The 18560-nt window shown below is 47.5% G+C and carries 20 protein-coding genes and 2 pseudogenes; 16 read left to right on the top strand and 6 right to left on the bottom strand.

Annotated features, from left to right (window positions below):
* Window positions 1–159: 159 nt before the first annotated feature.
* The 13 genes from ACJHXB_RS08095 to ACJHXB_RS08035 all read left to right on the top strand — a co-directional run bounded on the left by ACJHXB_RS08095 (window position 160) and on the right by ACJHXB_RS08035 (window position 11675).
* Entirely contained in the window at window positions 160–354 is a 195-nt protein-coding gene (locus tag ACJHXB_RS08095) for a hypothetical protein (protein WP_001065661.1), read from the top strand.
* A complete protein-coding gene (locus tag ACJHXB_RS08090; RefSeq protein WP_001024673.1) occupies window positions 351–614 on the top strand; it encodes a hypothetical protein in 264 nt (87 codons plus the stop codon). Before ACJHXB_RS08095 ends, ACJHXB_RS08090 begins: the two co-directional genes overlap by 4 nt.
* Window positions 611–832, top strand: a complete 222-nt coding sequence (locus ACJHXB_RS08085; protein WP_195463474.1) for a hypothetical protein — start codon at window positions 611–613, stop codon at window positions 830–832. Before ACJHXB_RS08090 ends, ACJHXB_RS08085 begins: the two co-directional genes overlap by 4 nt.
* Window positions 825–1427 carry a hypothetical protein gene (locus ACJHXB_RS08080; RefSeq protein WP_001058743.1) on the top strand — a complete coding sequence of 201 codons (603 nt, stop codon included), beginning with the start codon at window positions 825–827 and terminating at the stop codon, window positions 1425–1427. The genes ACJHXB_RS08085 and ACJHXB_RS08080 overlap by 8 nt, the downstream gene beginning before the upstream one ends.
* 10 nt (window positions 1428–1437) lie before the next feature.
* Window positions 1438–1779: a hypothetical protein gene (locus tag ACJHXB_RS08075; protein WP_027661788.1), complete on the top strand. Its 342-nt coding sequence runs from the start codon at window positions 1438–1440 to the stop codon at window positions 1777–1779.
* A complete protein-coding gene (locus tag ACJHXB_RS08070) occupies window positions 1772–2143 on the top strand; it encodes a hypothetical protein (protein WP_001208878.1) in 372 nt (123 codons plus the stop codon). The genes ACJHXB_RS08075 and ACJHXB_RS08070 overlap by 8 nt, the downstream gene beginning before the upstream one ends.
* Window positions 2130–4886: a TOPRIM and DUF927 domain-containing protein gene (locus ACJHXB_RS08065; protein WP_247798048.1), complete on the top strand. Its 2757-nt coding sequence runs from the start codon at window positions 2130–2132 to the stop codon at window positions 4884–4886. Before ACJHXB_RS08070 ends, ACJHXB_RS08065 begins: the two co-directional genes overlap by 14 nt.
* Before the next feature lie 593 nt (window positions 4887–5479).
* On the top strand, window positions 5480–5641 hold the full coding sequence (locus ACJHXB_RS08060) for a hypothetical protein (RefSeq protein WP_001018524.1): 162 nt from the start codon (window positions 5480–5482) through the stop codon (window positions 5639–5641).
* A gap of 16 nt (window positions 5642–5657) precedes the next feature.
* Window positions 5658–6119 carry a DUF2824 family protein gene (locus ACJHXB_RS08055; RefSeq protein ID WP_027661789.1) on the top strand — a complete coding sequence of 154 codons (462 nt, stop codon included), beginning with the start codon at window positions 5658–5660 and terminating at the stop codon, window positions 6117–6119.
* On the top strand, window positions 6113–6790 hold the full coding sequence (locus ACJHXB_RS08050; protein WP_000909176.1) for a hypothetical protein: 678 nt from the start codon (window positions 6113–6115) through the stop codon (window positions 6788–6790). The genes ACJHXB_RS08055 and ACJHXB_RS08050 overlap by 7 nt, the downstream gene beginning before the upstream one ends.
* Window positions 6790–8109, top strand: coding sequence for a phage DNA ejection protein (locus tag ACJHXB_RS08045; RefSeq protein ID WP_027661790.1), 1320 nt, complete (start codon window positions 6790–6792; stop codon window positions 8107–8109). Before ACJHXB_RS08050 ends, ACJHXB_RS08045 begins: the two co-directional genes overlap by 1 nt.
* Window positions 8106–10826: a lytic transglycosylase domain-containing protein gene (locus tag ACJHXB_RS08040; protein WP_027661791.1), complete on the top strand. Its 2721-nt coding sequence runs from the start codon at window positions 8106–8108 to the stop codon at window positions 10824–10826. The genes ACJHXB_RS08045 and ACJHXB_RS08040 overlap by 4 nt, the downstream gene beginning before the upstream one ends.
* Window positions 10827–10976: 150 nt before the next feature.
* Entirely contained in the window at window positions 10977–11675 is a 699-nt protein-coding gene (locus tag ACJHXB_RS08035) for a hypothetical protein (RefSeq protein WP_000594596.1), read from the top strand.
* 859 nt (window positions 11676–12534) lie between these two features.
* Here the strand turns inward: ACJHXB_RS08035 and ACJHXB_RS08030 are convergent.
* Both ACJHXB_RS08030 and ACJHXB_RS08025 read right to left on the bottom strand, forming a co-directional pair.
* Complete coding sequence (locus ACJHXB_RS08030; protein ID WP_000098670.1) at window positions 12535–12972, bottom strand: hypothetical protein; 438 nt, start codon at window positions 12970–12972, stop codon at window positions 12535–12537.
* Window positions 12973–12984: 12 nt separating this feature from the next.
* Window positions 12985–13941, bottom strand: coding sequence for a hypothetical protein (locus ACJHXB_RS08025; protein WP_001528727.1), 957 nt, complete (start codon window positions 13939–13941; stop codon window positions 12985–12987).
* Window positions 13942–14557: 616 nt separating this feature from the next.
* Between ACJHXB_RS08025 and ACJHXB_RS08020 the strand changes: the two genes are divergently transcribed.
* The 3 genes from ACJHXB_RS08020 (at window position 14558) to ACJHXB_RS08010 (ending at window position 15985) form a co-directional block, all read left to right on the top strand.
* A complete protein-coding gene (locus tag ACJHXB_RS08020; RefSeq protein WP_000617442.1) occupies window positions 14558–14839 on the top strand; it encodes a PerC family transcriptional regulator in 282 nt (93 codons plus the stop codon).
* A gap of 297 nt (window positions 14840–15136) precedes the next feature.
* Complete coding sequence (locus ACJHXB_RS08015) at window positions 15137–15322, top strand: hypothetical protein (RefSeq protein ID WP_000188903.1); 186 nt, start codon at window positions 15137–15139, stop codon at window positions 15320–15322.
* Between the two features lie 120 nt (window positions 15323–15442).
* Window positions 15443–15985 (top strand): plasmid pRiA4b ORF-3 family protein, encoded by a 543-nt coding sequence (locus ACJHXB_RS08010; protein WP_410233481.1) that lies wholly within the window; start codon window positions 15443–15445, stop codon window positions 15983–15985.
* Here the strand turns inward: ACJHXB_RS08010 and ACJHXB_RS08005 are convergent.
* The 4 genes and pseudogenes from ACJHXB_RS08005 to ACJHXB_RS07990 form a co-directional block, all read right to left on the bottom strand.
* On the bottom strand, window positions 15978–16337 hold the full coding sequence (locus ACJHXB_RS08005) for a hypothetical protein (protein ID WP_001350215.1): 360 nt from the start codon (window positions 16335–16337) through the stop codon (window positions 15978–15980). The genes ACJHXB_RS08010 and ACJHXB_RS08005 overlap by 8 nt on opposite strands.
* Window positions 16338–16681: 344 nt before the next feature.
* Window positions 16682–16912: pseudogene (locus tag ACJHXB_RS08000) on the bottom strand (LysR substrate-binding domain-containing protein); the annotation flags it as partial.
* A gap of 288 nt (window positions 16913–17200) precedes the next feature.
* Window positions 17201–17269: pseudogene (locus tag ACJHXB_RS07995) on the bottom strand (hypothetical protein); the annotation flags it as partial.
* Window positions 17270–17480: 211 nt separating this feature from the next.
* Window positions 17481–18365, bottom strand: a complete 885-nt coding sequence (locus ACJHXB_RS07990; protein ID WP_001119037.1) for a LysR family transcriptional regulator — start codon at window positions 18363–18365, stop codon at window positions 17481–17483.
* Window positions 18366–18560: the final 195 nt, after the last annotated feature.

Here is an 18560-nt window from a genome sequence, read left to right as displayed (position 1 = left end):
TCATCACACTGACAGAAGTGATTAACGACATTCTGGTGAGCAACTCTCCCTCACGAGACGAAAGACTGAAGGCGTTACTCGCGATATTGGATCTCGCCGTTCGTGACGTTCATTTCCTGCTGGAAGGTGGCGAAATGCCAGGAAAAACGGGGGCAACCAATGAATAACTCAATTAATGCCCCTCGACTTACGTCCGCACTTCAATTAATCGAGCAAGCAGCGGCTGTCCTGGTTGCTGTCAGTCTTTCGGCTGAAGAAATGGACGCTGCTGATGTCGTGGATGCGATTAAAGCGTGCTCATCTTTGGTTAACGATGCCCGTGCAGAGCTGGTAATTCTTGGGGGTGAAAAATGAATATCAACTTAATTTATCGTCATCCGTGTGAGCTGGAAATTGAATCATTGCTGGGGCGTGAAGAGCCATATCCAGACACATTCACTCCCGCAGATTGCGCGACTGAACGGCTTACCAGAGCGCGCACAGGTCTGGTTCATGTGATGAATGAGATTATTCCCTCGGTGGGAGGGGAACAGGCGACAGTAATCAATAGCTGGCTACAAAAAGTTACCTCCCTGATAGATATCAGTTTAATCGATGTGGAGAGTGCGAAATGACCAACATCCAGCTCATTGAAGCGCAATGTCGCATCGAACAGGTTCAGACTGTTTTAGGGTTCTGGCTTGAAGGGGCCTGCCCCAGCAACAGAGACAAGTTAATGATTGGCGCGGTTATGTCACTGCTCAATGGCGTACCAGAAGCTATTCAGGAAGCAGACGAATTGTTGGGCAAATATGAGTTACAGAATCATTCAGGCGAGGCGAAACATGAATAATTTCTTAACCTTCCATGCAGAAGCAACGCCTGACGGCGTAAACATCATGTACCGCAGCAACGATGGCATGACAGAACGCGTTGAGGCCGTTTCATATATTGATGCCGTAAATCGTCTGGATGCCGGGGATTATGACGATAAACCAGATGAAGGTATGTCAATACATCTTGCTATTGCCGATGGCGGCAACCAGGGATATTTCGATTACACATCACAGCATAACGTCATTATGTGGAGATGGCTGATCGCAACAGTATTCATGCTGGAAATGAGAGAGGAAAACGGCACTGTCAGCATCATTGATGATACTGGCAATCCTTCCGAAGTGGCTGTTTATTCCAACGGCATCGTCGCCATGCCGCTGTATCCAGTAGCAGAGCGCCTCGCTATGGCAAACAACATTGAGGGCGCGATGATAGAACGTTTTGGCATCGAGTCTGGCACAGAACGCGCCATCATTTTCTACAGAGCCATGATGGATGTGGAACAAGGAGCACTGACTCCATTTGGTCGTGAAACGCTTGCTGAACTTCACAACAGCTTTATAGCTGAACTGAATGAAAACGGCATGCCAGCGGAACCAGTGACGCACTGAGGATGGAGCCATGATTACTAAAAATTTCCGACTGAATGCGCTGGCAAATAAGTATGCGTCGGCACTGTATAACCACATTACCTCCACCAGCGGCGGGGACTATTTCATGGTTCATGCGGACGACAAGGCCGTACGTGTGGAAATCGTCAATGGAGTAAAAGGCGTTCGCAGCCTGATCGATAGCTACACACTGGCTGCCATGAAAGTGTTCTACCCGCAGTGGGAAACCGTGGGGATCGAGCTTCTTGATCGTTGCGTCACTAAGGACGGATTGACTGACGTCGGGCGTGAGATATGGCAAAGCATGGTTAATGACATGGGCGCAACTGTAGCGGGAGGTTCTCATGCGTGAAAATGCAGAAATGGCGCTTAGCTCCGCAATCGGAGAGCAGGTGGCAAAGATTGCTGGTGCTGTGTGGATTCATAACCTTCATTCTACTGGTGAAGAGAAAATGGCAATTCAGACGCCAGAGGGACGCACCATTACTACATCTCTGAAGCCGTCAGATGTTTGTGATCTGATTTGCGCATTCATGTACCCAGCAATGAGGACTGTCCACGGCGATAAGTGGAAACTTGCGACAACCGCTGAATTTGATATGTGGCTAAACAATGATGGCATGCTGACTGATTACGGAATAACCAAGTGGCAGATGCTGGTTAGCCATATCGCAAACGCTATAGACCACGTGGGGTACGGTGATGCGAAACATTGATCTTATCCGTCAGGTTATCAGTGCGTCTGAAAACAACTGGCCTCATGTGCTGGGCTGCCTGAACATAAATGTCCCTGACTCTCCGCGCCGTCATGCTCCCTGCCCTGCATGTGGGGGCAAAGATCGATTCCGGTTCGATGACAACGGGCGCGGTAGCTTCATCTGTAATCAGTGCGGCGCTGGTGATGGGCTGGATTTAATTAAACGCGTAAATAACTGCGACACAACAGAGGCGGCGCTTCTTGCCGCTGATGTTCTGGGTATTGATTACCGGACAACGGAAACACCAGAAGCCACCAGCCAGAAACGGGAACAACTGGAAACCGAGCGCCAGCGACGCGAACAGGAGCGCCTGAAAAGGGCAGAGAAGGACGAACAACAAAGACGGGATACGTTTTCCCGTCAGTTTGATGACATGCGCAGAAAGGCTGTAAACGGCAAATCTGATTATCTGGTTGCGAAAGGGGTAGGTGATTTTACACTCCCCGTGTTGCCCGATGGATCTCTGTTGCTGGCGCTGGTGGATAAATCCGGCGCAGTCACAGCAGCACAGACTATTACCTCACATGGTGAAAAAAGACTCCTGACAGGTTCAGCAAAGCGGGGGGCATATCACGCCATAAACGCACCAGAAACAACACAGAGCATCTTAATCGCAGAAGGGCTGGCAACGGCATTATCTGCCCATTTAATTCGTCCAGAGGCGCTGACAGTGGCGGCGATTGATGCCGGGAACCTGTTATATGTCGCCCAGGTACTGCGGGATAAATATCCATCAGCACAAATCATCATTGCTGCGGATAACGACCACAGCGAAGGAAGACAAAACACGGGGAGAATAGCAGCAGAAAAAGCAGCTTTATCTGTTTCTGGATGGGTGGCATTACCCCCGACAGATCACAAAGCAGACTGGAATGATTACCACCAAAAACACGGCATTAAATGCGCCACAGAAGCGTTCAATAAGTCAATGTACCAACCACAGGGTAATGGCGTGAAACAGGAGCCACAGACCATTGAGGGAAGCGATTTTAAGGTTATGGATACCGACCCACTGAAACCAAGAATAGAAAGCCGCGAGGATGGTATTTATTGGGTATCTCCGAGAGCTGACAGCCAGAGTGGAGAAATCATCAATAACGAAAGCTGGTTATGTTCTCCGTTAAGCGTTATCGGTACTGGCAGAGACGATAAAGACCAGTATCTCATTCTTCGCTGGCTGTCGTTTGGTTCTGAAACGCCGACAACCGCTGCCATTCCACTGGCTGATATTGGTGAACGTGAAGGATGGCGCACACTTAAAGCTGGTGGGGTAAATGTCACGACCAAAAGCAGCCTCAGAGCAATACTGGCAGACTGGCTACAACGCAGTGGCTCTCGTGAATTGTGGCGTGTTGCTCATGCCACTGGCTGGCAATGCGGAGCGTACATCATGCCTGATGGGGAAATCATCGGAACACCTGAAAATCCTGTGCTGTTCAGCGGGAGAAGCTCAGCCGCAGCCGGATATACCGTCTCAGGGAGCGCGAAAAGCTGGCGTGATAACGTGGCGCGTCTGGCCTTTGGTAACTATTCAATGATGACCGGGATCGGCGCAGCACTGGCAGCGCCATTGATTGGGCTGGTGGGCGCTGACGGGTTCGGCATTCATTTCTATGAGCAGTCGAGCGCAGGTAAGACCACCACGGCAAACGTGGCGAGCAGCTTATACGGCAACCCTGATTTACTGCGGCTGACGTGGTACGGAACCGCGCTGGGGCTGGCAAATGAAGCCGCCGCCCACAATGACGGACTAATGCCGCTTGATGAAGTTGGTCAGGGCGCTGATCCTGTCAGTGTTTCACAGTCTGCCTATGCGTTATTTAACGGTGTAGGGAAACTGCAAGGCGCTAAAGATGGTGGAAACCGGGATCTAAAACGCTGGCGTACAGTGGCAATCAGCACTGGAGAAATGGATTTAGAAACATTTATCGCTACTTCCGGGCGAAAAACCAAAGCCGGGCAACTGGTGCGACTGCTGAATATTCCGTTGAGTAAAGCAGTACGCTTTCACGATTACCAGAACGGAAAACAGCACGCAGACGCACTGAAAGACGCTTACCAGCATCACCACGGCGCAGCCGGGCGTGAGTGGATTAAATGGCTGGCAGACCACCAGCAACAGGCAATTAAAACTGTTCGTGACTGCGAAAGCAGATGGAGAAGTCTGATCCCATCCGATTATGGTGAGCAGGTTCACCGTGTAGCCGCGCGATTTGCCATTCTGGAGGCCGCATTGCTGTTAGGCGAGGTTGTAACAGGCTGGGATGCTCAGACATGCCGTGATGCGATACAGCACAGCTATAACGCATGGTTGCGCGAGTTCGGCACAGGTAACAAAGAACATCAGCAGATTATTGAACAAACGGAGGCATTTCTTAATGCCTATGGGCTTAGCCGTTTTGCACCATTTCCATACAGCCCGGCAGATTTGCCCATCAAAGATTTGGCCGGATACCGTCAGCGTGGAGAACATGACGAAAGCCCAATGATTTTCTACACATTCCCGGCCACATTTGAAAAGGAGATCGCATGTGGTTTCAACGCAAAACAGTTTGCTGAAGTGTTGAAAAAAGCCGGGATGCTAACCCCACCAAACAGCGGTCGTGGATACCAAAGAAAATCACCACGTATTCAGGGACGACAAATAAACGTTTATGTACTCAATTACCAGCCAGGAGATTATAACTCATCTGAAGAATGAGCTTCTTCATGTGCGTAGAAAAGGTGTTGGTTCAGTTGGTTCAGTTGGTTCAGTTGGTTCAATTTGTAAAGAGTATTGTTTTATAAGGATTTTATTCTTTTTATTGAACCAACACTGAACCAACAACACGGTATTTTGAACCAACACAATGTGACTGAATTGATGCGCACAACACCTGGCTGGCATCAGAGAGTGTTTTACGAGACTTTCGTAAAATCCTGTGTACAAGGGCGTGACGTTTTTGAAAGTGAGCACTACGAAATTTTCGTAGTTCAAAAAACAGCCTCTGAGAAGTTGTTATGCCTGTTCAGCAAACCATCCGCATAGCTGATCGCGAATCAAATTACCAATGGAGCCAGAAGCAAGGGCAGAACTGAAAAGTGCCTGCCGTGAAGAGTAATGCGACACCATAAATATAGTTTTTAGAGTCCATAAAAAACCTGTCAAAACCTGACACACAGAACGATGCCACCAGCTACTGAGCGGTGGCATTTTTTTGTGCTATTTGTTTCATATTTTGCAATTACGATGATGAATATTGCGATTTATGAAACTATAATAACTGTTGTTTTATACAGTTCTAAGGGGGCGTTATGGCTATTTCAGTAAAGCCGGTATTGATAAGTGAGAAGCAAATGGAAGCGATAAAGAAAATTCAGGAAGAGCAGCGTAAAAAATCAGGAATTGGAGTAGCGCCAACTCTGCATGAAATTGCTCGAGGGTTAATAGATAAGGCGCTGGCAGGCTGTATGTGAAAATGGATGGCATCGCATGGAACTAAAATTTATTGATAACCCTGTGCGATTACAGGCCTTTCTTAACGATCCTGGCAATACCGAAAATATTGTTGAGCCGGGGCACACGTACTACATCAAGCCTGATGCGGTATATCTCGGCATCTACGAAGGATTGGTGCTGGCTGGCGTTCATGAAGTGCGTAACTTCTGGCATAGCGTTGTTGAATGCCATGCGGTGTATGACCCCGGATTCCGTGGTGAATATGCACTGCAAGGGCATCGACTATTCTGCAAATGGCTTCTCGAAAACTCACCATTCCTTAACAGCATCACTATGGTTCCTGACACCACGAAATACGGACGGGCAATTATCCGTTTGCTTGGCGCTACCCGTGTTGGTCACCTTGATGATGCTTATATCAGATGTGGTAAACCCGTCGGCGTAACGCTTTATCAGTTAACTCGGCAACAATATAAGGAATTCAGCGAATGTTAATTACCCATATAGCTCATAAACATCTCAATCGTGCCGTATACGAAAAAGGCGGTGATGGTGGTGCCTCTAAAGCTCAGGCGAAGGCCCAGCAGCAGGCAATTGATTTGCAGCGCGAGCAGTGGAATACGGTGATGAATAATCTCAAGCCGTATGCAGAAGTCGGATTGCCTGCTTTACAACAACTACAAGGACTGATGACTCTGGAAGGGCAGAATAAAGCCGCGAATGATTTCTTTGGTTCTGGTTTATATAAAACACAGGCAGATCAGGCCCGTTATCAGAACCTTGTCTCAGCAGAAGCTACCGGGGGGCTTGGCTCAACAGCTACCAGTAACCAGTTATCTTCCATTGCGCCCATGCTTTATAACAATTGGCTTAGTGGGCAAATGCAAAATTATGGAAACCTGCTAAATGTCGGGATGAATGCGGCATCAGGGCAGGCAACGGCAGGGCAAAACTACGCCAATAATACCGGACAACTCTTGCAGGGGCTTGGCGCTATTCGTGCAGGTCAGGCGCAGCAGCCATCCAGTCTTGCGCGTGGTATTGGTGGGGCAGCATCAGGCGCTTTAGCGGGTGCGCAACTTGGTTCCGTTGTTCCTGGAATAGGTACTGCGGCAGGCGCTATTGGTGGTGGGCTTATTGGTCTTGTTGGGGGGCTTGGATTCTAATGGCGACATGGCAACTTGGCGGGCTGCCTAGCATGGCACCGCAAAATGATAATGCTCCTCGTTCTTCCGTTCCTCAGCCTGTGCAGTATCAGCAGCAGCCAAACGTAGGTTTAATGGCGCTACAGGGGCTAAGAGGCGTTGCTGAGATTAATCAGCAGGCGCAAATTTCCCAGCAGCTAAAAGAATATCAGGCACAGTTGGGTAGTGCGGTAGCTAATAATGATCGTGTTGGCGTGCAGAAGTTAATGGCCCAGTATCCCCAGTTTATGGCTGATTCTCAAAAACAGATGGGATTCATTGATGCTGAGCAAAATCGGCAGACCGCTGACGCTGCCATGAATCTGCGTCTTGCGTCACAAACTGGAGATCCACTGACCATGCAGAAGGCCATTCAGCAGGCAAATCCAGTATTACAGCGATTTGGTCTTCCTGCTGAAGAGGTTTATCAGTCTTGGCAGAATGACCCACAGGAATTCAACAGAATCACTGACCTCATCCACCTCCATGCTGATCCAAATAGTTACTTTAGTGTTCAAGAGAAGCAGCAAGGGCAGAGTATTGCACAGCAGAACGCAGATACATCTGCATATAATGCTCAGGTTAATGCGGAACAGGGTAATCGGCGTCTCGATATGGAGCAGTTCAAAGTCCTATCCGATAACCAGCTACGCACGAGAGAAATGGTTCTGAAAGCACGACTTGGACGTGCTCAAAATGACATCGAGAGAGACAAGCTCAATGCTGAACTGAGCAAGGTACAGCAGGCGAAAGTGGAGAAGATGAACGATAAAATTAATACTGTTGCAGGTAACATCGACTCCTTGAACTCTGCGCTTGAAGTGGGTCATGAACTGGCGGGAATTGTAGGGAAACATCCTTCGGCCGTTACCCGTTCGCAGAACTATAACCCCCTGACGCTGGGGTTTGGATTCCTTCCTGATGTAGCAGAAGACACACGAAGCCTACGCGCCAAAGCTGATGAATACAACCTAAAGGTTATTCTGCCTAGCCTCAAAGGGACTTTTGGCTCTAACCCAACCGAAGGGGAAAGGGCTGCCCTTATGCAATCTCAAAATGGCATTAAGTCAGCAACCAGCAATGAGGCATTTTTGCGAGAGTTGAATAAAGCGCAGGACGTAATTATTCGAATGCAGAAACGACAGATTGCCGGGCTCGGTATTCCTGTAACCAAATCTAAGGACGAAGAAACTGATACTAAAATGCTGTTGCAGGATCCTTCTCTGGTTAAGGATTATGTGACCGCACATGGCTATCTGCCGGAAAGTTACTATCAGGCAAAACTTAAGGGATGGCAATGATGGCACAACTGACAGAAAAACAGAAAGCCTATTCCCGTCATCTCGATGAAAAATATGGTTTCCCATCAGGGACGATGGAAACATTAGTTGGCAATGAATCTAGTGGTAACGGAAGTGCCGAGTCACCGAAAGGAGCTAGAGGATTTGCTCAACTGATGCCCTCAGTAATGAGTGATGCTGGTTATCGTGGAACAGATCCGCGCTCACTGCCATTTGAAAAGCAAATGGATATCGCAGCAAACCATCTCAATAAAGGAATGAAGCGATTTGGTGATATAGGTATGGCATTGGCTGGGTATAATTCTGGCTATGCTCGTATTAATGCCGTAAGAAACGGTAAATCTACACTGCCAGATGAAACGGCTAATTACGTAAGTAAATTTGCAGATGCCGGAATAATCCCTGATGACAGTGAAATCTTGCAGTTTGCACAAACCAGTCAACATCGCAATCTTCAGCAGCCTGACTACTCAGAGCTTGATAAAGAAATCTCTCAGGTGGGAGATATTTCTGCATGGGAAGCAAAACGTCAGCAATTTAAGAACATAGAAGCAGGACTACCAACAGCCAGTTCATGGGAGCAGAAAAGAGCTCATTTTCTCGCCGATGAAAATGCCGGGGAACCGCAGCAGCAAGTAGCCAAGTCTAACCTTAATCCTGAGATGGAATATCTTTCGCCAGGACTGAAAGCTGCGCCAGAGCAGATGGCCAGAGGGATTGCTAATATACCGTTTGATGTAATGGACGCAGGCGTGGGGGTAGTCAATGCGGCGCAATCAGCCGGAGCATGGGCAGCTCAGAAGCTTGGTGTGGGTGATGGTACATACACGCCCATATCACCTGTCTTTCGCCCAGTAGACCAACCTACAGATCCATACGCGCAGGCTGGTGAGCAGCTAGCACCTTACCTTATTACAGGATTAGGTGCAGGAAAGGCAGCTACCGCAGCTTCTTCAGTTGCCAACGCTCCACGTGCTGAACGTGCGGCCACAAAGGTGGCTAGTATGTTGGCAGAAAACCTGCCAGGTACATTGGTGAACGCCCAAAAGAACGGGCAGATCAGCCCAGAAGACCTAGCAAAAGAGACAGGTATTGGCCTAGCAGGATCGCTAGGAGCACGCGCTTTAATAAAGAGCGGACAGACAGCCAGTGACGTAATGCGAGATGTATTGCGGAGTAATACAAATCAATCAAGCTATGTGTTAGGGGCAGCAAATACTCTGGAAACCGCCAATGATGTATCGAAAGCAGCGCGTTCTGCCGTAGGCCGAGAGCATATCGCATCGCAGGCATCAAACGTCAGAGATGATGTCGCTAAGGCGGCGAAAATCACTGGTATTAATATCAACACCCTGACGCCTGGAATGCGCTCAGGTAGTCGTGGAATTGCCCAAGCAGAAGGTGTTCTGGCATCAACTCCTGGGAATGTTCAGGATGCTCACCTTACGGCCTTCAATGAAATATCCTCAAAGTTGAATAAGCAGTTGTCTGATTTCGGTGCTGAGTCTGGAAGCGCATCAGAAAAAAGCGCAGCAATTAAAGAGCGCATCATCGCGAGCCTCAGTGATATGAAAACAGCAGAGAATATGGCATGGGCAGAACTGCGAAGCACGATGCCACGCGAAAGGATGAAAATGAGTAATGGGATGGCTGTCGTCCAAGCAGAAAAAGCAGCCAATGTTCCACTCAGCCCGGAGATGAAACAGTTTCAGGCTGCCAATAACCAAGGTGGCGGCATAACCTTCGACGGGATGAAGGCATGGCGTGCTAAGTTTGCTGATGCTGAACAAGCAAACACCCGGGCAGGTAAGGCCAATGCCGCCCGGGTTGCCGGAGAAATGCGCAGAGCTATCACTGATGACATGCGCATCATGGCTGAAAAAGGAAACTTCCTCACAGAATGGCAGAAAGCTAACGATCTCTCTAAAAGTTACATTATCGCCAAACAAAATGCCGAATCTGTTTTTGGTCGAGATCTCGCATCAGACGCTATGGTAAGAAAAGGTGCCGATACGCTTAAGGCATCCGCAAACACTGGAACGGGAGCTTTTCACCGTCTTATCTCCGCGCTGCCGGAAGCAGAACGCCAACCAGCAATAGCATCTATTCTTCAGCATGCTGTGGCGCAGGGAGAGAAGGGAGGAATCGGTGAAGAGTCTGGTATCCAGTATTTTGCCAAGCTCATGACCCAGCAGAATGTAAACGCCATCAGTCGTCATGCGCCAGATCTCGGTAGAATGATGAAAGAGTTCGGTGTACTCGCTAAAGCCAGCACCAGACCGCAGCGATACGTAGAGCGCACGGGAAGAACAACTGAGGCTCTCAAAACGCTCGATTCAGGCCTTCCAAAGATCGTCGGCGTGATTATGAACGGAGTTCAACAGTCAGGTGCGATCGCTGGAGGCTTTGGCGGTGGTGTAATTGGTTCGATTAGTGGTTTGGTTGCTGGTGGCGCGCTGAGAAATACTGTGGCTAAGATTGGGGCGACAAGAAGTGGTCGATATGCGATAGAGAAAGCCGTTCAGGAAGCTACAAAAGCAGTGCGCGCAGGGGCATCACCAGCAGCGATCGCCGCAGCAGAGAAACGATTTTCGGCCAATAAAATTGCCATGAAAGCAATTCGTGATGCCGTTGGGGCTGAAGAATTCGTGAAACTGACAAGGGCCGGGATTGTAGCTACCCTCAGTGGCATGAAAGATGTTAGCGAATGGGAATAGACGCTCTAACTAACAAAACCATAATAGCCAAGGACGGCATACTGATATTGAGCCAACTATCAAAATTCCATATCACATTACGAGCCTGTGGCTTACATTCGCTTACAGTGATGATAATTTATAACCACGCAATTCTTAGGTGAGATTATCATGATTAAAAATCTTCTTTTAATATTATCCCTGTCATTATTGGCTGGATGCGTACAAAAACCGTTAGTAACGGTCAATGCTTTATCTTCCGGGCAATCTGTCGGTAAGAAGTTCTTGATCATCCCCGCAAGCCAAGAACTTTGGAACACCAAACAGATTGAATACACTCAAATAGCTACGGTAGTAGCCGCCAGTTTATCAAGCCAAGGATATACACAAGTTAAAGATGAAAAATTGGCTGACCAGGTAATTCTCTTGAACTTTTTGAGAAGCGGGGCCATTTCAAATACTCGTAATGTAACCATCCCAATATACGGGCAAACTGGTGTGAGCTCAGCAACAACGTACGGAAACTCGAACACCACGTTCAATAGTTATGGTGGTGGCTACGGTACAGCTAATACCACTGGAACGGCAACAACAGTTTATACGCCTACTTATGGAATTACTGGCGCGTATAACACAACTGTGACGGACACGTTCTACGGCGCAGGGGTGATACTCCAGTCGTTTGATGCCAAGGCCTATCTCAATAATAGGCAGATTAATATGTTATGGAAAGTTGGTAGCTCAGTCGTCTCGCAACAGTCTGATGGAATTGCTGATTACAAGGGGTTGGCGAGAATAGCCGCTAGCTATGCCGGGAAAAATACAGAAGGTGATATAACTTTTAATGTTGACCCTAAAGCACCAAATTAACTAATAAGCCCGGTACGCCGGGCATTTTGCCCCCTATTATTCATGAATCGCTTTTTCTAGAAGGTATGCGACAAACGTTAAGTGACATTGCCTACACATTCGGGGCGGGATTTCAAATCCGCTCCCAGTTGATGGGGCCGTTACAGTACGCGCATATCCGCTTTATGTGAAACAGGAAGATTTTTCTGATATCACTGCCACAGCAAAACACCAATTTCGAGACAAGTACGCGCGCGAGGGGTATCAGTTGCAAAAAATTTTGCAACTACGTCCGACCAATACACACACGATGGCGGGGGATACCATAAAACTGTTCTCTACATGAGACAGAGTGGTGGTGATGTGTTGATTATCGGCCTATATGCGCACAGGACGCGCTATGACAATGTTTTATGCGGGTACACCAATCACATGTATCTGGTGTGATAAATCGCGTTACATGACCTCTCATGTTGTGCTGGTGGTTATCACGACGTTCTGAATCTGGCTTTTGTCTGATATTTTGCGACAAGTACGCGCGCGTAACATCGAAATTATCGGATGGCGTATGTTGCTGGCAAGATAAAGTCGGCGTAATACAAAGGCGTTACTTGATAGCAGCAAGATTACAACAATGGTTGTTGAATTTGAGCGATGTAAGGAATTGATTTAGGGAGGCGCTGATGGCTAAAAAGTTCCACTACCAGCGGATGAATGCGCCAGCGATGGCCGTTTGGTAGTAAAAGAGGAGCCATTCCTCAATCAGTTGAATACATTATGCCAACTAAATGGGTGGGGGCACTGTGTGGGTATTCAGCGGTGACGGTATTTTTTAAGCCAAGGACTATCCGTAGCAGGGGGACTCATTTTGAAATATTTATCATATGTAACTTATTATTTTAGATAAAGATTTCCAGTTAAAGAAAAAAGTTATCATTGATATAATCAAATATGCCCCTGCGAGTAGCAGGGCATAATAATCCAGAGGCAGATTGCTGACAACAGGGGCAAACATCGAGATCATTGCTAATAGGCAGGCTGTGATCAGCGTAGTTCCTGTATCAAAAAGCCCCTCAATAATGCCTTTTAGTACTCCGTTACTTTTTAGAGCGCCTACAATTCCCTTTGAACTATCAAAGCTACTTAGCATGGTGACTGATGCCAAAACAAAACCAAAGAGAACTCCAGAAATAGTTGAAAGAGCACCAGCAGCCGAAATGACAGCATTGTGATCTAGGTCGTGTAAAAAATGGGCACCAGCAATAGCCATAGCTAGAGCAAACAATGACTTGGCAGCAAACAATTTCCGAGAACTCATAATGTATTCCTGTTACGTTTGACTAACCAAATAGTACTGGGTTAGATACCTAAGGTTGTCATTCTTTGCTTGTAGCATAGCATTTTTAACGTCAGTATCGGTCGGATACCCATCTGCTTGGATAGGCACCATCTTCTTTACCGTAAGAACTTCGTCTACAAGACTTTTCTTCTTTTTATCGCCCTGAGCAACAACATTTGCTTTCTCAAAAGTTAAACGACCATCACCACCAGGGAACTTTTCTAGCATCTCCTTAAGGCTTTTTTTAACGTCATCCTCAAGCCATCCCTTTGCTTTTCTTTTTAATGGAGAATGTCCGCGTAACGAAATAGTCAGGTGGCTTGAACTGGTGCCTCTGATCATCTCAATCATCTGATTCGCGAACATTCCATCGAGTTGATACTGTGCGGCATTGAAGTTTCTTGGGATGGCCACAGAAATCTCGCAGCTTCTTAGATTGGATCCAGTTTCGAGTAGTTCTTTGATGCTTTCTTCTTTCCAAATGGCTTCAAAAGAAACAGGGACTCCGCGATCACTGGAGTTGAAAAGAAGGAAGGCTAAGTCACTATGGCGTGGACCTAAATGATTTAAAGACAATACTAGAATGTCTGTCTGAGGATAATAAATAAAGTATGTACGTTCTGAAAGAGTCTTTGCCCCGGCTAGAGGGATTTTCTCTTCCACCCACTCTTTATCTGTAATATATGCCAGTGTTGCGCTTTTTCTTCTTCGAGACATGAATCCGAAGTAGGAGCCATCCTCGGGTGAGATGTCTAGAAAATGAATTTTAAGTTCTCTTTCACCAAAGTCTGCATAGTGGGTCATCTTGAAGTCTTTAGAACACCGATCATAGAGATTTTTAAAGGCCTCTGCGGTTAACCCCTTGTTACTAGTGCGAATATTCTCAGAGCTTGTGTAAAAGCCCACCCTTACAGATTTCAAACTTTGATCTTTTGGTGCCACAGTCATTTGAGCTCCATTGTACTCTGCGATAGTTTTTGCACACCTTGAAATCAAAATCTCCATGTCAGTCACGAGAAAATAACTATGGATGAAACCCATCAAAGGCATTGAATACAGGTGGCTTTTGAGAATCATCCTAACCTGGTGACGGTGGTTCGCATATCCTGATGGATGATCAGTGATTAATCAATGCGCCAAGCAGATGTGTCTATGTGTTTGTTAATCATTGCATGACAGTAGATCGACATGGGAGATCACGTTATATAGTTGAATTGTTAGGATATCCATGCACCGATCAACTGACTAGGCTGATGTGCTTTTTAGCAGGTGCCATATAGTAGTTAGGCGGTTCTGTGAAATGATTACTGTTCCAGCATAACTGCGGCATAAAGCGGTGCTATATAAGCTATTTGCTGGCGGATTTAGTCTTCACCGTTCATATATGTAGTGACTATTTGACAGAGTGTTAGTTCACGGACACTTTTTGTTGGTTCAAAATGAGTTGATGTTGGTTCAATATTTTAGAAAAAACACAATAAAAACAACGCTCTTTACAAATTGAACCAACTGAACCAACTGAACCAACACCTTTTTGCTTATCTATATAATCTGAGAGGCAGAAATGATAAGGGACAGGAAAGCTGAAGAGCTGGAGTCAAAAGGGCTATACCGGAGAGCTGCCGCACGATGGATGGAAGTCATGCTGTTATGCAGCGAGGACGATGATCGGGAATGGATAAAGCGCCGCCGTGAAACGTGTCTGGAGAACGTGAAGCGCCCGCCCGTGAAGGTTGAGGAATTTGGCGACCTGCATAAAGCTGTTACCGAAACGCAACACCGCATGGGGATAGCGCAACCGAACGGTAACGCCTTCCGGTTAAATGGCGGCAAGAGGCAAAGGTAGACCACCAGAGGGAAATCATCCTCTGGCTGGCGGTTTCTGGTATTTCGGGACAAGTACGCGCGCGCGTAGCACCCAATCGGTGAGGAAATAGCGGCGACCTGAATGGTCAAAATCACAACGCAGCTATCCCCGTAAGCAGCGCTTAACGGAATAGCAGTAACCTGAATCCAGTGGGGAGGGGGTAGTCAAATCTCTACAGCCCTGACTATCCGGGACTGCCCGCCCCATCGTTTTTTTATACCCGCGAAAAATGAAATTTAATCCGGGCGTGTTTCATCCTTCCAGAGGGTATGACGTATGACACCACGCGAAATAGCCTTATTGACCATCGCCAAACTTGAGCACGGAGGCCACCAGCTTACACAGGCAGATCAACGGGAGATAGAACGATCAGTTAATGCCGATATAGCCCGGCGCGACAGGTTCCGCGAAATGATGCGAGCACCTGCCTACCAGTGGAAGAAGCCAGCGCCGCGCAGGTAGATATGGGATTATTCCACATGTAACTTATGCGTATTAAGCAAATTTCCTTTATTCACCTTTACAGAATTGTGAGTACGTCAGTATCGTTATCCTTCCGATTCGCATTTATTCAGGATTTGCATGTACCAGCTAAAGATAACCATCCGAGACAGCAAACCACCTATATGGCGGCGTGTGCTGGTTCCAGAGCAAATCCCCTTTAGTAAACTTCATGCCGTGATCCAGTTAGCTTTTGGCTGGAATGACGAACACCTGTATATGTTCGAGAAAGGGCGTAAAGGTGATCCAGGTGGCGAGTATCGCGTATGGGGTGAGGATGAAAGCATGGGTAACGCGGCAATCACGCCACTATGGGCGGCGCTCCAGAATGAGGGTGACAAGCTGGTTTACACGTATGACTTTGGCGACTGGTGGGATTGCGTCATTGTGCTGGAGAAGCAAACACACGATACGAGTAATCAGCCCATTAGCTGCCTGCGTGGGAAAGGCACCACCCCGGCGGAAAACTCAGGCGGCTTGCATGGTTACAATGAATTGCTATTACAGGCCAGAGAGTCTGATAATCCTGAGCAGGCCGAGATCCACAATTTCCTGATGCTGGATATTGAACGCCGGGTTTACGACCTGAGCCGCATCAACGACAGATTGCAGGCTATTAACTGACCCGCATGTATTCACCTGATATTGCGTTGTCAGCGCCGCCAGTATCGCGCATAACAGCGCACTGACCGGGTAAACCGTAGCGCACGACCGTTGCGTTAGTATCACCGCCGCGCCGTATCTGGCGCGATTCATACACTGTCACCCGCTCAAGCAGTCCACCAGCAACCATGCTTTCCAGTGTGCGCCGGGTTGATTCGAGCTGGTGACGCTTATCGAACGACACCATGCCATGAAGCAGGTAGGCCACACCCGACACATCGAACGGCGGCGCACCAATCTCACCAGTCACCCATTCGAGGTTATCCGGTTCAAAGTAGCTAAGTATCTCTTTTTTGCGACTGGTCATTCTCATGGCTGGCTGATTCCTTATTGTGGGATAGCACTATCATACAATAAGTGGGTTAAAGGGAGAGCGTTACCGCCTGATATGCTGTATGAATAACAACCAAATTTCAGGGGCGGAAAAAGATATGGGGGTACTTTTGGGGGTATCTATAAAAAATGAACAATAAAAAAGGCAACAAAAACAAAGCTTATCGCCTATGTGTATTGTTCCTATTATCGCACCATTTAAATCAAGTAGTTACCTCACATTCAATTACACCACATTTTCCTCCTGTGCCGTATTTGTGCCATTGTAACCCTGGCAATTCATCAAAATACTGTTCTGACATCAGGCAGTGCAGGTGCAGACATTTAAGCCAATTGCTGCCGCCATTCCTTGACGTGGTCAATCAGGGCGCGGAGCTTTGGTGCAATATTGCGACGCTGTGGGAAATACAGATAGAAGCCCGGAAATTGTGGAAGAAAGTCATCAAGCAGCGATACAAGCTTACCGCTTTCAATATATGGCCTGAAAGTTTCCTGAGTGGCAATTGTTATGCCTGCGCCGGCAAGAGCCAGCCTCAACATCAGACGCAGATCATTCTGCTAATCCCACCGATGCTTCGGTCTGGAGTGGTAAATTAATATTGGACACAGTTTTATTTTCTCTCTTTTTCGAGGGCTATATGAACAGGAAGAATACATCCCTAAGCGGTTAATGCTGGCGTAATCAATAGACCAGCATTAATCACAGATGATTACCAATCAGACAGAAATGGTTAAATCGTCGAATTCATATTTAATACGTTTTCTTACGCCGCTGAGCAACTTGAAAGCAGGAAAAGGATGTATATTTTAAATATCAGTGAAGTGAACAGTTTATTGCCGTTATTAATAGAGATGGAGGAATAAATAGGCGTATTCTACTATTGCAACAAAAACAACGATAATGATCAGTTTTCATAATGAAGTAACCTGACAGATATAAAAATGTTGATTGAGGCTAAATGCCCGGATGAAGGTTGTCGAGGGAGCCAGGTGGTTTTTTCTTTTGGGTGATCTCCATTGCTGGATAGTCCTCTCTTTCTCGCTCAAAGCAGACCCTGGAATTGAATGCAGAGGGACTACCTGACACAATTTTGCACAGTGAAGAGTCGGTCGTTATTAACGTTCAGATTTTCAATGTATCAATGACCATCCGCAGGGCGGGGGAGACGTTGCGATGAGGGTAATAGAGAAACAATCCCTCCATTCGCAGGCTGTAACGCTGCAACACCCTGATAAGCTTACCGTGTTCTAAATCATCCGCGACCAGTTCAACAGGAACATAGGCCAATCCGAGGCCCAGCCGGGCTGCTTCTGCTTCCATATAGCTGTCGGATAAGGCCCATTGCCCTTCAGGGCGATGAGTGATTTTTTTATCATCCTGATTGAGTTCCCACTGGTATACGCTGCCGTCGGCAAACTGATAGGCGATACAGGGATGCGCCTTTAAATCCGCCGGGGTTTGCGGAAAACCATAGCGACGAAAATGTTCCGGAGTCCCCACAATTGCCATCTCCATATCGGGCGTGATGCGTACCGCGACCATACCCTGGCCGACTTCAGGCCCCAGGCGGACACCTGCATCGAATCTTTCCTCGATGATATCGACGAACCGGCTCTCATTTATCAGTTCAAGCCGGATATCAGGATATCTCTGTTTAAATACCGCCAGCTTTGGCAGCAGGCATTTATCAATCGCGTGCTGGCTGGCATTGATACGCACCGTGCCGGAGGGCGTCTCTCGATAGTGCGCCAGCGTGGCAAGCCCAAGATCTAACATTTCAAATCCAGATGCCGTCTTCTGGTAGAGCTGCTCGCCTGCTTGTGTCAGCGACAGTTTACGCGTGGTGCGCACTAGCAGCTGGACGCCCAGCCTTTCTTCAAGCTCGCGAACAGAACGGCTGACTCCTGACTGAGCAAGACCCAGCCGCTGAGCCGCTGCGGTAAAGCTGCCTTCCCGCACCACCTGCATAAACAGGTACAGCTCGTTGTAGTTCTCCCTTTTCGCCATTGAAACATCCCCCCTTCATGCCGGCAATCTCCGCATTAATTTATAACAATATGGTATTAATCTTAGCATTAATCGCCCCCTAATCAGCACTAATTCTGCTCACTATAATGACCCCATCAAAGTAAAGCACCGCAGCGTTGTCCGTCGGAAACCTGTATCTCTCTGTTGTTTTTTATGGGGATTTTTATGAAAGCC

Origin of the sequence: Escherichia sp. WS3227_2 (assembly GCF_046486495.1) — a bacterium.
GTDB classification, from domain to species: domain Bacteria; phylum Pseudomonadota; class Gammaproteobacteria; order Enterobacterales; family Enterobacteriaceae; genus Escherichia; species Escherichia coli.
Note: the sequence above shows the minus strand (reverse complement) of the source record. Positions and strands in the feature narration are given on the sequence as shown.

Bases quoted from the DNA above. Each gene is read 5' to 3' on its own strand.
- ACJHXB_RS08095 (WP_001065661.1), top strand. From the start codon at position 160: ATGAATAACTCAATTAATGCCCCTCGACTTACGTCCGCACTTCAATTA.
- ACJHXB_RS08090 (WP_001024673.1), top strand. From the start codon at position 351: ATGAATATCAACTTAATTTATCGTCATCCGTGTGAGCTGGAAATTGAA.
- ACJHXB_RS08085 (WP_195463474.1), top strand. From the start codon at position 611: ATGACCAACATCCAGCTCATTGAAGCGCAATGTCGCATCGAACAGGTT.
- ACJHXB_RS08080 (WP_001058743.1), top strand. From the start codon at position 825: ATGAATAATTTCTTAACCTTCCATGCAGAAGCAACGCCTGACGGCGTA.
- ACJHXB_RS08075 (WP_027661788.1), top strand. From the start codon at position 1,438: ATGATTACTAAAAATTTCCGACTGAATGCGCTGGCAAATAAGTATGCG.
- ACJHXB_RS08070 (WP_001208878.1), top strand. From the start codon at position 1,772: ATGCGTGAAAATGCAGAAATGGCGCTTAGCTCCGCAATCGGAGAGCAG.
- ACJHXB_RS08065 (WP_247798048.1), top strand. From the start codon at position 2,130: ATGCGAAACATTGATCTTATCCGTCAGGTTATCAGTGCGTCTGAAAAC.
- ACJHXB_RS08060 (WP_001018524.1), top strand. From the start codon at position 5,480: ATGGCTATTTCAGTAAAGCCGGTATTGATAAGTGAGAAGCAAATGGAA.
- ACJHXB_RS08055 (WP_027661789.1), top strand. From the start codon at position 5,658: ATGGAACTAAAATTTATTGATAACCCTGTGCGATTACAGGCCTTTCTT.
- ACJHXB_RS08050 (WP_000909176.1), top strand. From the start codon at position 6,113: ATGTTAATTACCCATATAGCTCATAAACATCTCAATCGTGCCGTATAC.
- ACJHXB_RS08045 (WP_027661790.1), top strand. From the start codon at position 6,790: ATGGCGACATGGCAACTTGGCGGGCTGCCTAGCATGGCACCGCAAAAT.
- ACJHXB_RS08040 (WP_027661791.1), top strand. From the start codon at position 8,106: ATGATGGCACAACTGACAGAAAAACAGAAAGCCTATTCCCGTCATCTC.
- ACJHXB_RS08035 (WP_000594596.1), top strand. From the start codon at position 10,977: ATGATTAAAAATCTTCTTTTAATATTATCCCTGTCATTATTGGCTGGA.
- ACJHXB_RS08030 (WP_000098670.1), bottom strand. From the start codon at position 12,972: ATGAGTTCTCGGAAATTGTTTGCTGCCAAGTCATTGTTTGCTCTAGCT.
- ACJHXB_RS08025 (WP_001528727.1), bottom strand. From the start codon at position 13,941: ATGACTGTGGCACCAAAAGATCAAAGTTTGAAATCTGTAAGGGTGGGC.
- ACJHXB_RS08020 (WP_000617442.1), top strand. From the start codon at position 14,558: ATGATAAGGGACAGGAAAGCTGAAGAGCTGGAGTCAAAAGGGCTATAC.
- ACJHXB_RS08015 (WP_000188903.1), top strand. From the start codon at position 15,137: ATGACACCACGCGAAATAGCCTTATTGACCATCGCCAAACTTGAGCAC.
- ACJHXB_RS08010 (WP_410233481.1), top strand. From the start codon at position 15,443: ATGTACCAGCTAAAGATAACCATCCGAGACAGCAAACCACCTATATGG.
- ACJHXB_RS08005 (WP_001350215.1), bottom strand. From the start codon at position 16,337: ATGAGAATGACCAGTCGCAAAAAAGAGATACTTAGCTACTTTGAACCG.
- ACJHXB_RS07990 (WP_001119037.1), bottom strand. From the start codon at position 18,365: ATGGCGAAAAGGGAGAACTACAACGAGCTGTACCTGTTTATGCAGGTG.